This is a genomic window from Pseudoalteromonas sp. ASV78 (assembly GCF_047806705.1).
GTDB lineage: Bacteria > Pseudomonadota > Gammaproteobacteria > Enterobacterales > Alteromonadaceae > Pseudoalteromonas > Pseudoalteromonas prydzensis_A.
This window is the reverse complement of the sequence record NZ_JBLOPA010000001.1, coordinates 1,000,401-1,014,501: the sequence shown is the minus strand read 5'-3', so window position 1 is coordinate 1,014,501 and position 14,101 is coordinate 1,000,401. Positions and strand designations below refer to the sequence as shown.

Below are 14,101 nucleotides of genomic sequence, written 5' to 3'. Positions count from 1 at the left end.
TTTTGATTAAAAAGCATAGCTCATATGGGCTGTGCTTTTTTAGCTAGAAATTTAGAGTTTTGAAAAGTCTAATAACCTAGTTTATACGTTTTAGTCATTTAACTAAGTCACCTCAATATACTCAATTCAGCGTTTGCTTATGATATAAATCTCAAATCGATGAACTGCTGTATGTATAACCAGTAGTGGTGTTTTGTCCAATATTACTGATCTCCACCGTTTCGGTGTACTTCCGCATTTTTAAAATCTGAATCTTAGTTAACTAATTGTTTACAGACGCGTATTTAATGGATAAGGTAAAGTCATTGTAACATCTGGACATTAGTTGGTTTATAAAAAGATAAATGTCGTAGACAAAATTGTTAGGGCTTTAAAGGGAATTTTATGGAATCCACTTTTGATGTATCGGGTAAAAAATTTCGAGTGGTATTTTCACTGCTGGGATTTGAGAAATATTACTATGATGGTCAACTGTTACTTAGCAGATGGAGCTTCAAATTCAAAGATCGTTTATCTTTTGAGGTTGGAAATGACGTTGTAGAGATCAATGTCGTACTGTCTCATAAAAGCTTTTCAACACAAGCATTTATAAATGGTGACTTAGTTGTAACTGAATTATTTCCGGAATTTAAAGCCCAGCTACAGGCACCTAGGAAAGGGCTTGATTACAAGGGTATGTTGACGAATCTCGTGATGTGGTTTGTTATTGCATTTGTGTTTATGCTCATCTTTCAGTGGTTACAACAGCCCTAGCAAACAAAACTGTTGTCGCTCACTGCGTTCGCTGGGACACAAACACGTAGGCTCCCTACGCTTTTGGAGAGTAAATGCAAAAAGGATTTGTTGAAATATTTGAAGCTGAGTCAGCGTTAAAGATATTAGTGCTTTGCATACTGACTATTGGAGCTTACCTAATATACAAGCTCTATAATTTCTCAAGCCTGATTAATCAAAAAACTGAATACAAAATATCTAACTTATTTATTGTAATAACTATTTTCTTATTCGCTATACACTTAGGTAGTTTGATTTATGGTTTAGTCAACCTTCATGATCCAACCATTTTAATAGGAACAATCGGCATTCACGTTGTTTCAAGTGTTTTCGACGTAACTTGGATAATTGTCGTGCGCAATCGCATTAATTTGATAACGGGTTCAAGTAAAGGTGACAAGCTATGGTTAAAACCATTGATTACGTCAATTTTTCATGTAATTTACATGCAGCATAAAATCAATCAAGGGTTGGCAATGGCCCAATATAACAATCAAATTTTATCGCCAGCAAAAAGCGCTGGCTGCGACGCCAACCCGCTGCGATAAATCTGGGCGTTATAAGAACAAGGAAGTACCGATGAAATATCTAACAATTACTTTAGTTGCTGCTTTTCTAGTTGGTTGTGCTTCAACTATGACTACAGCGGGTGTTGGCCAAACCTATAATCATGTAGGTGCTAAAGTTACTTCACCTAATGAGCCAAACTGGTATTTGATGAAACACACTGATCCAAGTGTGGTTTTTGGTAAAGAGTATCCAGACAAATCTGAAACCGCCATCGCAAATACTTATCTGTTCTGGATAGGTGAATTCCCTACGGACAGAGAGTTTTTTGACCAAGTTATTGAGAGTAGAAAAACCTTTGATAATAAAGCTCGTTTTAAACAACTTGAATTAGATTACGAAACTCTTACATTTAAAGGGCGTCCTTGCTTAAAGTATAGTGGTCTTGCCGAAGAGCACGGAGATAAAGGCTTGGATTCAAAAGAGTTCCAATATTTTAAAAACCAAGGCTATATTTGCCGCACTAACTTAAATCAAACTACAGCGTTATTGATGGAAGTATCACATCGTTCAGATACTAAGACATTTCCTCAAAATTTAAACAATGTAGCACAAGAGTTTTTCAATAATATTGAACTTACAACGTACTAGTTCTTATAACAAACACCTAAACTCCGACAATGTTAAGTTGTCATGGTTTTGGCAAACAACGCAAATGGTACTGGTGATACCACATGCTATGGTGAGTCGTTCGCTGACACCTTTTCATTAAACTGCGTACTTTAGTGCGTGCTTATACTTTTATAAAAAGCGCCACTGCCGCCAGTAGTGTCCCCAGCCACGTAAATACTTTTGGGTCTAGAACCTGTATTACTCTAAAGCGCAGCGTCTCTAAACCTCTTTGTGAATAATTTAATTAAAGATCTTTTGCACAAAGATCAGAGCAAGAGAAGTAAATGAGGATTAACTTGAAGGCTAATATCAGCATGCGTCAGACACACTACATTGACATAGGTGACTCCTAACTCCTTAAATAAGCCATTCAAACACCTGTACTACACTTTACAAAACCAATAAAAACAACACCAAGTCTTCTTTTTATATTTCAATGAAATAGAAGTAACCGATTGAATCAAAATAGGAACTCGGCTATGGTTAATACATCAATAAAAATAAATTTAAACGAGTCATTCTACAAACTCGTTAGAGCAACATGGAGTAGTAGGTAATGGATGTGATCCCAATTAAAGAAAAAATAGTATCAGTTGTGTGTTGGCTCATAGGGCTTCTATTCTTAATTTTTGGTATCTATGATTTCATTTTTAATGATCTTTCATGGTTAGATTTAACTAATACAGTAGCTGTATTCTTAATCCTGGTTGGTACAGGGCTTGCGCCAAAAATGTTTTTTACTCCGTTTAAGCAGATTTTTTCTCCAGCATTTAAACTTCAAGCATTGGTTGATCCTAAAATACAGCAAGGGGTATTATTTAGTGGGTTAATACTAGCGTTAGTTTGTATTATTTGGGGTAGGTTGCTCTAACACATATGTGCCTTAACTCTGCCAATAAGAACTAATATACTTTTTGACCGTTTTACTCAGTGGCGGCCAACTCTAAATCACTAAACAAACTCGTTTACTTCGTCTGTCGCTGCGGCTGTTGAGCAACTTAGGCAACAGTACTCAAATTTTGCAGGCAGTAAACAACGGTTAAAGCAGCACGCGGCAACCAATGATGTCAAATGGTACAAAGGGTAGGTTAGCACTAAGTTCGTCAAGTAATTGAAAAAACAATCTCATAAAAAAGCCCCCGTCTTTAGCAAAGCCTTGCTCTGCAGCTTAAGATCCTATCCAAGAATGTAAAACTTTTAATAATCATCATCAAATGGTGAATTTGATAGTGCATAAATGCTGGGGGATTAGTAAGTCCAAAGACGATTTTTGATGTTAGGCAAAATTTAAAACATGCCTGTCCTTTTTATTTACGAGGTGAAATGGTACAAAGGTGCAGGCTGAACGAAGAGTTGCAGATTTCTTAAGTTTTTATCACTTCCTCTTTCTATTAATAAAAAGTGCATGATGGGGGGCTGGAGGAGACCTCCGGCTACCCGCTTATATGCGTTGTTTAAATTAAAGTACGTTTAAAACCACGGGACGGTTACTTTTTTTTATTGCCTTCATTATATTGGACTTGTTAACATGATGTATTTGATGAAATTGTTGATTAAATTTCATTGCAATTATAAAAATATAAGATTGTGTCAGCGATACAAATATGTCCGAAATTTTCCTTGCGTTTGCAATATCTTGGGTAGGGAAATAATTTAAAGCGGATATGTGTTGCATGTTTGATTTTCGGGCAGTATGAGTATCCTCACACAAATCAGCATATTGTTTTTTTATATCATTAAAGCAAGAGTTAAGGAGGTCATCTGAAAACAAACTAATTTTAGAAGCTTCATCAAATATTTTGTAAACACGTTTTTCAGAAGTTATGTCTGGTAGTTCTTCCACTGAAATACCTTTTGCAAATGTCTCAATTGAACTCCGCAACATTAGCCTAGAAGCCTTATACCCACCATTAAAGGTAAGAAAAAAACTGCTCCCTAAATCAGATAAAGATTCAAAGAGATAGTTTTTACAATCATCATTATTGTTAAACCCGTTATTATCGAGATCTTGACTATTAAGCTCAACTAACAAAGCTAATAGGGAAAAATATTTTTTATGTATTTTGGAAATAATAGGCAATATAGCTGTGTTTTCAGCAAGGCCTTGAAGATTATAGTTTTTTATAAAGCTGACTAACTGTTCTAAGTCAGCTGATAACTCTCTAGACATTCAATTACCTATCAAGATTTATTTAATTTTGAAATTGCTTCATTCCAAGAAAAATCTATATCATTACGAGATTTTTTGAATTGAATTAACTTATCGTCACTTTCCGTCAACACAGATAAAGCATTCATCACAGTTAATAGTTTGTCTTTGTCTACCTTTGTGATCTCTGTAACAATAAAGCCAACTAACTCATATCGAGAACGTCGATCATTTCTAGACATTTTGATACTAAATAGGTTTTCTGCAAACTCGACAATATCCATGTTTGTCCTGAACAACTCTTTATCCTGCAGGAGAAATGGCAAAACACCTATATAATGTTTAAGTTTATTGACTTGTTGAGCCTCAGGGATTACTGACTGAGTTGGCTCAATTTGACTACGTAGAAGCTCCGAAATGTTTTCAAGGTCTACTTTTTTCTTAGAATTCAACAACCAAGCTAGCTCTTCAATAAAGTTAGCGGCTTGTAATACTTTGTTTTTATCTTTAACTTTCATTGTCTATCCTTGTAAGCATTTCATCTACAATGCCCGACAGAGCTGTTTTAATCGCTGTATCACTCAAATCTAAAATAAAGTTGTTTAATTGTTTACCTGCTACTTCCGTACGTTTAGGTAATTCTCTATTGTAAATTAAATTACTCCACCTTGAGTTAGAAGCGATAGTGCTTTTAGCAGAATTATATACTCTTGTACCTTTCTCTGTAATAGTTAAAACTAAGCCAATACATTTGATAGAGAGATCAAGATCGTCTTTCTTTTCGCTTACAATATTATTCAGCAAATCTATCCCTGTTAAGGAAATAGGATCTGCCTTAACAGGGATTAAGTAATAATCTGATGCTATTAATGCGCTTGTCATCCATAAAGATGGGGTTGGTGGTGTGTCTATTATTACATAATCAAATTTTTCCTGATTGCTTTGAAGGTACTTTTTAAGTCTATTTTCACGCCCTTCACCGGGTGCAATCTCTAACCTGTACAGCTCTAAATTTCCGGGTAAACACCATAGATTTTCTTTTACTTTTACTGGATCTATATCTGCGAGTATTTTTGCAGTATTTTTAGATGCGCCATTGACCACACTAATACTGATTTTAGTTTCTTTATCAAAGAGATCAGTGATAGTTTCTTTTTTTTCTTTTAGGTGGCTCATGTATTGATCAGGAGTGAAAAGACATTGAGTAGCATTAAACTGCGGATCAATATCTATGATCAATACTCTTTTGTTGTATCTACGCGCTAAACTATCTGCAATATTTACTGATAATGTTGTTTTACCAACACCGCCTTTCATGTTTATTAAACTAATAACCTTCAAAATGACTTCCTTTATTTATATTAATTCTCACTTCACACTTCCATATTCAGGTACTTCACAAATATTTGGGGTAACTTCAAAGCATATAATGCTTATTGAACATCACTGTGGGGGTTTATGACATCCCAAAACAGCCTATATTACATACTCTGATAATTTCACTAATAATTACTTTTGTAAACAAGTAATTAAATAACTAAAGTTCAAGGCTTGTTATTATGCACCAAAACGGCGGTTAATAATGGCTGATGGCTGATGGCTGATAGCTTAAAACTTATCGCTTATAGCTGACGGCTTACAGCTTCTTTTTAGCTACTTTTAAAGCCAATTCTAAAACCGCCCCAGTGTTTGCCATTTACATAAATGGGTACTGATAGGTCATGTAAAATCTCACCGGTATCACGTTTGTAGGTCTGTAGTAAAAAGCTCTCAGTGTGGCTGCCACAGCGGCTGCCTGTTGCATCGTTGAAAATACGTTTAGTGCGGTTGTTTACTAAATCTTGCTGGTAGTTGCCGGTTAGTGGTTGGCTGTAGCGTTTATTGTGGGTAGGGAAGTAACCTTTTTTGTCGACTGCTCCAGCAAACAGGATTTGTTTATTTTCAAGGATCGGTTCTTGAATTGGTGGTAAAACTTTATCGGTTAAGCTGTCGTAGTCGGTGCTGTACTTGGTTGGATTACTATTGGGTATTTCTCTGTAATCTTGAGAAAATAACTGCTTTTCGCTCAGTTGTGATGTTGCCAGCAGTTCAGTAAATTTAGTTGATATGGCTGAGCTTGCTTGTAGTGCAGCTTCTAAAATAGGTTTAAAGAATGCGTTATGTTCGACTTTATTAAGCTCTCGAAAAATAGTTTCAGAACCCAGTGATAAATTAGATGCTTGCTCTGAGATTGAAGTACTTTTTGTGGATACTTCAGCGAGTAGGTGGCTGATGCTACCAACCGAGGTATTAATTTGTGTGGTTGCGTGTTGAAAAGCACTGACTGCTTGCTGCATGTTCTCAAGGGTTGACGATGATTCGCTAATATCGTGATTGATTGCTAAAAATGATTGGGTGACGTTCTCTAGTTGTTGTTTTACTGAGTCACTGCGGGTTGATACTTGTTTCATGTCGTCATTTGTTTGCATGCTATTGGCATTAATTTCAGTCAACATATCAGCAATTTGTTTAGTGGCTTGATTAGTTTTATTGGCTAGGTTTCTTACTTCATCAGCAACAACAGCAAAACCTCTACCTTGCTCGCCAGCACGTGCCGCCTCAATCGCGGCATTTAGTGCCAGCAAGTTGGTTTGCTCGGCGATGGTTTGAATAACTTGGGTAATGCTTTGAATATCTGTGGCGCTTTTTAGCAGTAGATCGAGTTGCTTAGATACCTTATCAATGGAGCCAGATAACGAGTCTATTTGCTCTGTGGCCAGTTGCAGGCGCTGATCAGCAGAACTCGATGCCTTTGTTGTTTGCATCATTGCTTGGCTAACTGTGGTTATATCATTAGTCAGCTCGCTACTATTGTGGGATAGCGCTTGGGTTGCTTGGCTAACGGCTTCACTTTCGCTATAACAGCCATCAATTTCTTTGGCTAAACTATCAATATAAAATGCAACTTCTGCGGCACCAATCGCATTTTTAGACGTTGCCTTAGTGATATTATCAGCAACCTTAGTAATAACTGCATGTTGATCAGGTTCAGGTTTAACTTGAGCTTTTTTAGCAAAAACTTTCTCCCGAAAATACATCAGTGCGCTTAATGCCGTAAGCAGTAGCACGCTAACGAGAGTCAGCTGTGCAAAAAAGTACAGTGCAGCAATAACGAAATAGAATAATGTATAAAACAGTGAGTTTAAATTCATGCCATTGGCCTTTTTTTATTGTAATTTTTAGTTTTGAATATAAAACAAACTAAAGCAATTATTAAAAGGTCTTATATGGGCACAAATTTACCATTAAAAAAGCCAACCCCAAGGTTGGCTTTTTGCAGTAATCTATTGCAGTAATGAGCAGCAACTCATTTTAGTAAGTTGCACTGCCTTTGGTACGAGGGAAGGCGATCACGTCACGTACGTTGCCCATACCTGTTACATAGGCAACTAAACGCTCAAAACCTAGGCCAAAACCTGAGTGCGGTACAGTGCCATATTTGCGTAGGTCGCGGTACCAGCTGTAGTCTTCTTTGTTTAAGCCCATTTCTTCTAAACGTGCATCAAGTACGTCAAGACGTTCTTCACGCTGTGAGCCACCAATGATCTCGCCAATGCCCGGTGCTACAACGTCCATTGCTGCAACGGTTTTGCCGTCTTCATTTTGGCGCATGTAGAATGCTTTAATATCACGCGGGTAGTTTTTAATAACGACCGGTGCTTTAAAGTGCTCTTCTGCTAAATAACGCTCGTGCTCAGATTGTAAGTCAACACCCCATTCAACGGCGTATTCAAATTTCTTGCCACAGCTTTTTAGAATTTCCACTGCATCTGTGTAATCAACTTGTGCAAAATCTTTCTCAACAAATTCTTCTAGGCGCGTGATAGCTGTTTTCTCAACACGTTGAGCAAAAAACTCCATATCATCACGACGTTCTTCAAGAACCGCTTTGAACACATACTTAAGCATGTTTTCAGCAAGTTTGGCGATATCTTCTAAATCAGCAAACGCAACTTCTGGCTCGACCATCCAAAACTCTGCCAAGTGGCGAGAAGTATTTGAATTCTCTGCACGGAAAGTCGGGCCAAAAGTATAAATTTTTGACATCGCTGAGGCGTAAGTCTCACCATTTAACTGACCTGATACAGTAAGGAATGCTTCTTTACCGAAGAAGTCTTCGCTGTAATCAACATCGCCTTTATCTGTACGTGGCAAGTTTTGCATATCAAGCGTTGATACGCGGAACATTTCGCCTGCACCTTCACAGTCACTTGCGGTGATGATAGGGGTGCTGATCCAGTAATAACCCTGCTCATGGTAGAAACGGTGAATAGCTTGCGCTAAACAGTTACGTACACGTGTTACCGCACCAATCATATTGGTACGTGGGCGAAGGTGAGCGTGCTCACGTAAATACTCAATGCTGTGGCGTTTTGCCGACATTGGGTATGAGTCTGGGTTTTCTACCCAACCAAGTACCTGTACGCTATTTGCTTGAATTTCGAAAGATTGACCTTGGCCTGCTGATTGTACTAAAACACCAGTAACTGACACAGAGCAACCGGCTGTTAGGCTAGTAACTTCATCATAATTATTAAGTGAATTAGGTACTACCGCCTGAATAGGATCAAAACACGAACCGTCATGAACGGCTAAAAATGAAATTCCTGCTTTTGAATCGCGGCGTGTACGGATCCAGCCTTTAATTGTTACTTGGCTGTCTACCGCAACCTTGCCTTTTAATAGCTCTGAAATCGCTAAGTGGCTCATCTTCACTCCAATGATATAAGTTGCCTACATTAATATGTGCGCCATCGCACTTGAACGGTGTATCTTACCTTTGAATGTAAAATAAAAAAACATTCAAAGGTAACTCTTTGCTTATTCTTTTGCATTTTTATGATTTTTTGTCGTTAAAACCCCGTCACTTTAATTTTTCGTGATAAAAAACAACTTAGATCATAATTTAAAGGTGATTTTCACTGCGATCAAAACCGGTTTTGTGGCATTATGTGAAATTACGATATTTAAACTAACTTGCTAAACATATAGGTATTATGAAACAAGTCTTTATTTTACGTGGTTTACCAGGGTGCGGTAAGTCTTATTATGCGCAAAACCTTGCCGATGAAATGGTAGCGGGCGATCCAAGCCAATACTTAATTTGTTCTACCGATGATTATTTTTATAATGAACAAGGTGACTATCAGTTTGATAAGTTCAAGCTGTCGCAATACCACAATTTAAATTTAGCCCGTTTTATAAATGCGTTGGCGCAAGAGATCCCTCTGCTCATTGTTGATAATACCAATATCAAAAAATGGGAATTTATTGCTTATAGCCAAGCCGCTGTTGCACTGGGCTACCAAGTGAAAGAAGTGATAGTGGGTGAAGTAAAAGATAAATCAATGCAGCACCTGTATGCCAAACGCAATAGCCATAATATTCCACTGAAAATGATCAGCAAAATGGCTTACATGTTTGAGTGGTAGCACTCACCCAAACTAACTGTAGTTTGGGTGCTGGCTTTATCAGTTATATTTGCTCATTGATACTTGCTCAGTAATGTTTGCCTGCAATTGCGTCGTAAATCGCATTTGCCAACATGGTTATGTCCTCTTCGCTGCTAATATACGGTGGCATTAAATAGATAAGCTTACCAAATGGGCGGATCCAGACATGTTGACTGATGAAGAAAGCTTGGATCTTGGCAACATCGATTACAGTATCGAGTTCAACTACACCTATTGCGCCAAGTGTTCTTACCTCAATAACCTGCTCAAGCTCACTGCAACGCTGTAATGCTTGCAGCGCATCGTTTAAATGGGTTATTTGCGCTTGCCAATCTTGTTCAATTAATAAATCAATACTTGCACAAGCCACTGCACAGGCCAGTGGGTTACCCATAAAGGTCGGGCCATGCATTAATACTCCGGCTTCACCTTCGCTGATACCAATGGCTATCTTATCTGTGGTTAAGGTGGCTGATAAGGTCATCATGCCACCTGTGAGTGCTTTGCCTATACATAAAATATCGGGCTCTATATCTGCATGTTCCACAGCAAATAACTTACCAGTACGGCCAAACCCTGTGGCTATTTCGTCACAAATTAACAGTACGTCATATTCTGTGCATAACTTACGCACGGTTTTTAAATACTCAGGGTGATAAAAGTTCATGCCACCGGCATTTTGCACGATTGGCTCAATAATAAACGCTGCAATGTGTTGATGATGCTGTGCGAAATGCTCAGTAAGTCGTTGTGCCTCTTGTTGATCAAAGGTTTGGCCAAATTGGCTGACTGGCGCTGGGACAAACACATGCTCGGGTAAAAACCCTTGGTATAGTGAGTGCATTGAGTTGATAGGATCACATACACTCATCGCTGCAAAGGTATCGCCATGATAGCCTTTTAACGGCGTCATTAGTTTTTGCTTGCTGGTGATACCTTGGCTGAGCCAGTACTGCAACGCCATTTTTATCGCCACTTCAACACACACTGAGCCGCTGTCGGCTAAAAACACTTTTTGTAATTTGCTTGGTGTGATTGCGACGAGCTTTTTACACAGCTCTACTGCAGGCGCGTGGGTTAGCCCGCCAAACATCACATGACTCATTTTATCAACTTGCTCGATCGCGGCATTTTTTAATACTGGGTGGCCATAACCATGGATGGCGCTCCACCAAGAAGCCATACCATCTATGAGCACTTCACCCGTGGCTAAGAAAATACGATTATCTTGGGTGTGACTAACAGGATACACAGGCAAAGGTTGGGTCATCGATGTATAAGGGTGCCATATGTGCTGGCGGTCAAAATCAAGGTCTATCGTGTGTTTTTTATTCATTGGTAAACTTAATGCTGGTTGAGTTCGTTGACAATGTTACGGCAAGTCGTAGACTAAGCCAATATCACCGTCATGAAAAATAAAAAGAGAGAGTTATGGAGTTTGCAGCTGTTCGCCACGATTGGACACATCAACAAGTAAAAGCCTTATTTGAAATGCCGTTTAACGATTTATTGTTTAAGGCTGCGTCGGTACATCGTGCTAATTTTAATCCTAATGAAGTGCAAATATCGACTTTACTGTCAATTAAAACAGGCGCCTGCCCAGAAGACTGTAAATATTGCCCGCAATCGGGTCACTATAAAACTGATTTAGAGCGCGAACGCCTGCTTGAAGTTGAAAAAGTGGTTGAACAAGCGCGGTTAGCAAAACAAAAAGGCGCGACTCGCTTTTGCATGGGGGCTGCATGGTCTGATCCTAAAGACAGAGACATGCCGTATATTTCGCAAATGGTTAAAGAAGTTAAAGAGCTTGGCCTGGAAACCTGTATGACACTAGGCATGCTGGATAATCAAAAAGCCCATGCACTGCGTGATGCGGGCCTTGATTATTACAATCATAACCTCGATACCTCGCCTGAATACTATGAGCAAATTATCACTACCCGTACGTTTCAAGATCGTCTTGATACAATCGGCAATGTACGCGATGCCGGTATGAAAGTTTGCTCAGGCGGTATTGTTGGTATGGGTGAGCAAGCTGCCGATCGTTTTGGTTTATTAATGCAGCTAGCTAATCTACCGCAACAACCAGAAAGTGTGCCAATTAACATGCTGGTGAAAGTAAAAGGCACACCACTGGAGAACGTTGACGATTTAGATCACTTTGAGTTTATTCGTACCATTGCCACAGCGCGTATTATGATGCCACACAGTTATGTACGTTTATCAGCAGGACGTAATGCGATGAATGAGCAAATGCAATCAATGTGCTTTTTTGCAGGCGCAAACTCTATATTTTATGGCGATAAACTATTAACAACAGAAAATCCAGAAGCCGATGCCGACATGCAATTAATTAAAAAGCTTGGGATGAACCCAGAAACACGCCACGATTATTCAGATGAAGCCGTTGCTGCGTCTTTGTCATCGCAAGTGGCCGATAAAGCAACCGCAGAATTGTTTTACGAAGCGTAAAGTGCTCAGTACTATGGTAATGGTTTAAAGTATCGCGTTGAAGGTTAAAGCATTTATGTCATTTGAATTTATAAACACCCATTTAGATGAACGCAAAGCGCAGCAGCTCTTGCGTAAACGCTATGTAGTACAAAGCGCAACGGCGCGTACTATTACGGTTAATGATAAAACCTACCTTAACTTTGCGAGTAACGATTACTTAGGGTTTGGCGATTCGCCGGTGGAGTTAACCAGCGCGCCATTATTAGGTAGCCACAGCTCAGCACTAGTAACGGGTTATCAACAACCACAGCAAGCGCTTGAGCAAGCTTTATGCAGTGCTTTGGGTTATGAGGCAGGCATGTTGTTTAATTCGGGCTTTAGCGCAAATAGCAGTGTTATTAAAGCCTTGTTTCAAGATAAAGCGACAGCGCAACACAGTGCGATTTTTCAAGATAAACTCAATCACGCCAGTTTAATTGATGGCGCATTACACGCCAACGCCGCGTTAATACGCTTTAACCATAACGATATAAACCATTTACGCTCACGGCTAGAAAAATCAAAAGCGCGCAATAAGCTCATAGTTTCTGAAGGTGTGTTCTCAATGGATGGTGATACCGCGCCAATTAAAGCGCTATTTACCTTAGCAAAGCAGCATAACGCCTGGTTAATGATAGACGACGCCCATGGTTTTGGTGTTTTAGGAAAATCGGGGCTTGGCAGTTGTGAAGCCTTAATTGCAGCCGACACCTTGCCCGATATTTTAGTGATCACCTTTGGTAAAGCGGTTGCGAGTAGTGGGGCGTGCGTATTAGGTTCGCAGCATTTTATAGATTACATGCTGCAGTTTAATCGTGATTATACCTACTCAACCGCTATGTCACCGTTTATTGCCGCTCATACTTTGGCACGTATTAAAAGCATAAGAGACGCCAACGACAGGCGAGCCAAATTAAATGCTAATATTGGGCTGTTTAAACGCCTAGCTAAAGAGCAGCACATTGCGTTAATGGAATCAAACACCGCGATTCAACCGATTGTTTTAGGCTGCGCTGAGCAAACGTTAAAAGCCAGTGAGCAACTAAAGCAGCAGGGCATTTGGCTAACGGCTATTCGCCCGCCAACTGTTTTACACAATACCTCGCGTTTGCGTATTACCTTAAGTGCAGCCCACACCCATGACGATATAAAACAACTCGTTGGTAGTTTACAAAAGGTCATTTCATGATAAGCCCGCAGGCAATTAAAACTAAGCCACTTAGCCCCACTACAGTGTATTTAGCTACTCAGGCTTTAAAAAAAACCACAGCACATAACTTTTCAAAAGCAGCAAACAGTTACAGCCTGCATGCTAATGTGCAAAAACAAGCGGCGAATGATTTATTTAAACTCATTAGTGCAAACCCTAAAAAGCTCTGTGTTGACCTAGGCGCAGGGCCGCTGGTTAATACTCAGGCTTTAAGGGCATTATTTGGCCAAGTTGTTGCCATAGATTTAAGTTTTAACATGCTAAAAAGCAGTGCCTTAAACACCCCTAAACTGTGCGCCGATATGGATAACTTACCGCTGCAAGCAAACAGTATTGATGTGGTTTTTAGTAATTTTGCGCTGCAGTGGTCTGCTGATTTTGAAACGCTAATGCACTCGCTTTATCAAGCATTAAAACCAGGCGGGCAAGCTTACATTAGTACGGTTGTTGCAGGATCATTAAATGAGATAAAAACCGCCTTTGCTGCGCTTGATTCCCATAGTCATATTAATCAGTTTGCAAGCCATAGTAATATAAACCAATCGGTCGAAAAGGCAGGGTTTAAGATCAACGTCTCAAATAAAGTAATTTATACCGATCAACACAGCAGTGCATTAGCGGCTATAAAATCGATTAAGGCTATTGGTGCCACCACCCATAATCACGCAACAAGTCGCCGTGGTTTATTAACTAAATCAGCGCTAAAAAAAGTCTGTGATGCCTATCCGCTATTAAACAATCAAGCCCATGTATCTTACCATGTAGTATTGTTATCATTAGAAAAAGCCCAGTAAAAATAGAAAG

Annotated in this window: 14 protein-coding genes; 8 read left to right on the top strand and 6 right to left on the bottom strand. The window is 39.2% G+C overall.

Going from position 1 to position 14,101, the window contains the following annotated elements:
• Window positions 1-384 precede the first annotated feature (384 nt).
• From ACMVDV_RS04655 to ACMVDV_RS04640, 4 genes are all read left to right on the top strand, one after another.
• Window positions 385-753 (top strand): hypothetical protein, encoded by a 369-nt coding sequence (locus ACMVDV_RS04655; protein WP_304182347.1) that lies wholly within the window; start codon window positions 385-387, stop codon window positions 751-753.
• 74 nt (window positions 754-827) lie between these two features.
• Entirely contained in the window at window positions 828-1,322 is a 495-nt protein-coding gene (locus ACMVDV_RS04650) for a hypothetical protein (protein WP_416157357.1), read from the top strand.
• Between the two features lie 31 nt (window positions 1,323-1,353).
• The gene (locus ACMVDV_RS04645; RefSeq protein WP_416157356.1) at window positions 1,354-1,932 is read left to right on the top strand and encodes a hypothetical protein; all 579 of its coding nucleotides are present in this window, start codon (window positions 1,354-1,356) and stop codon (window positions 1,930-1,932) included.
• Window positions 1,933-2,509: 577 nt separating this feature from the next.
• Window positions 2,510-2,824 (top strand): hypothetical protein, encoded by a 315-nt coding sequence (locus tag ACMVDV_RS04640; RefSeq protein WP_416157355.1) that lies wholly within the window; start codon window positions 2,510-2,512, stop codon window positions 2,822-2,824.
• Window positions 2,825-3,412: 588 nt separating this feature from the next.
• Here the strand turns inward: ACMVDV_RS04640 and ACMVDV_RS04635 are convergent.
• The 5 genes from ACMVDV_RS04635 to asnS all read right to left on the bottom strand — a co-directional run bounded on the left by ACMVDV_RS04635 (window position 3,413) and on the right by asnS (window position 8,851).
• Entirely contained in the window at window positions 3,413-4,123 is a 711-nt protein-coding gene (locus ACMVDV_RS04635) for a hypothetical protein (protein ID WP_416157354.1), read from the bottom strand.
• 11 nt (window positions 4,124-4,134) lie between these two features.
• The gene (locus tag ACMVDV_RS04630) at window positions 4,135-4,620 is read right to left on the bottom strand and encodes a hypothetical protein (protein WP_416157353.1); all 486 of its coding nucleotides are present in this window, start codon (window positions 4,618-4,620) and stop codon (window positions 4,135-4,137) included.
• The gene (locus tag ACMVDV_RS04625) at window positions 4,610-5,443 is read right to left on the bottom strand and encodes a ParA family protein (protein ID WP_416157352.1); all 834 of its coding nucleotides are present in this window, start codon (window positions 5,441-5,443) and stop codon (window positions 4,610-4,612) included. Before ACMVDV_RS04625 ends, ACMVDV_RS04630 begins: the two co-directional genes overlap by 11 nt.
• Window positions 5,444-5,751: 308 nt before the next feature.
• Complete coding sequence (locus ACMVDV_RS04620) at window positions 5,752-7,293, bottom strand: methyl-accepting chemotaxis protein (RefSeq protein ID WP_416157351.1); 1,542 nt, start codon at window positions 7,291-7,293, stop codon at window positions 5,752-5,754.
• A gap of 160 nt (window positions 7,294-7,453) precedes the next feature.
• On the bottom strand, window positions 7,454-8,851 hold the full coding sequence (gene asnS / locus ACMVDV_RS04615; RefSeq protein ID WP_064666209.1) for an asparagine--tRNA ligase: 1,398 nt from the start codon (window positions 8,849-8,851) through the stop codon (window positions 7,454-7,456).
• Window positions 8,852-9,138: 287 nt separating this feature from the next.
• On the opposite strand from asnS, the gene ACMVDV_RS04610 reads away from it, so the two are divergent.
• Complete coding sequence (locus tag ACMVDV_RS04610) at window positions 9,139-9,573, top strand: AAA family ATPase (RefSeq protein WP_416157350.1); 435 nt, start codon at window positions 9,139-9,141, stop codon at window positions 9,571-9,573.
• 67 nt (window positions 9,574-9,640) lie between these two features.
• Here ACMVDV_RS04610 and bioA read toward each other — a convergent pair whose 3' ends face one another.
• Window positions 9,641-10,930, bottom strand: coding sequence for an adenosylmethionine--8-amino-7-oxononanoate transaminase (gene bioA / locus ACMVDV_RS04605; RefSeq protein WP_416157349.1), 1,290 nt, complete (start codon window positions 10,928-10,930; stop codon window positions 9,641-9,643).
• A gap of 95 nt (window positions 10,931-11,025) precedes the next feature.
• Here bioA and bioB point away from each other — a divergent pair, with 95 nt between their 5' ends.
• From bioB to ACMVDV_RS04590, 3 genes are read left to right on the top strand one after another with little or no spacing between them, the layout of a single operon-like run.
• Window positions 11,026-12,066, top strand: a complete 1,041-nt coding sequence (gene bioB, locus ACMVDV_RS04600) for a biotin synthase BioB (RefSeq protein ID WP_416157348.1) — start codon at window positions 11,026-11,028, stop codon at window positions 12,064-12,066.
• Window positions 12,067-12,121: 55 nt separating this feature from the next.
• Entirely contained in the window at window positions 12,122-13,276 is a 1,155-nt protein-coding gene (locus ACMVDV_RS04595) for an aminotransferase class I/II-fold pyridoxal phosphate-dependent enzyme (protein ID WP_416157347.1), read from the top strand.
• Window positions 13,273-14,091 (top strand): methyltransferase domain-containing protein, encoded by an 819-nt coding sequence (locus ACMVDV_RS04590; RefSeq protein WP_416157346.1) that lies wholly within the window; start codon window positions 13,273-13,275, stop codon window positions 14,089-14,091. The genes ACMVDV_RS04595 and ACMVDV_RS04590 overlap by 4 nt, the downstream gene beginning before the upstream one ends.
• Window positions 14,092-14,101 lie beyond the last annotated feature (10 nt).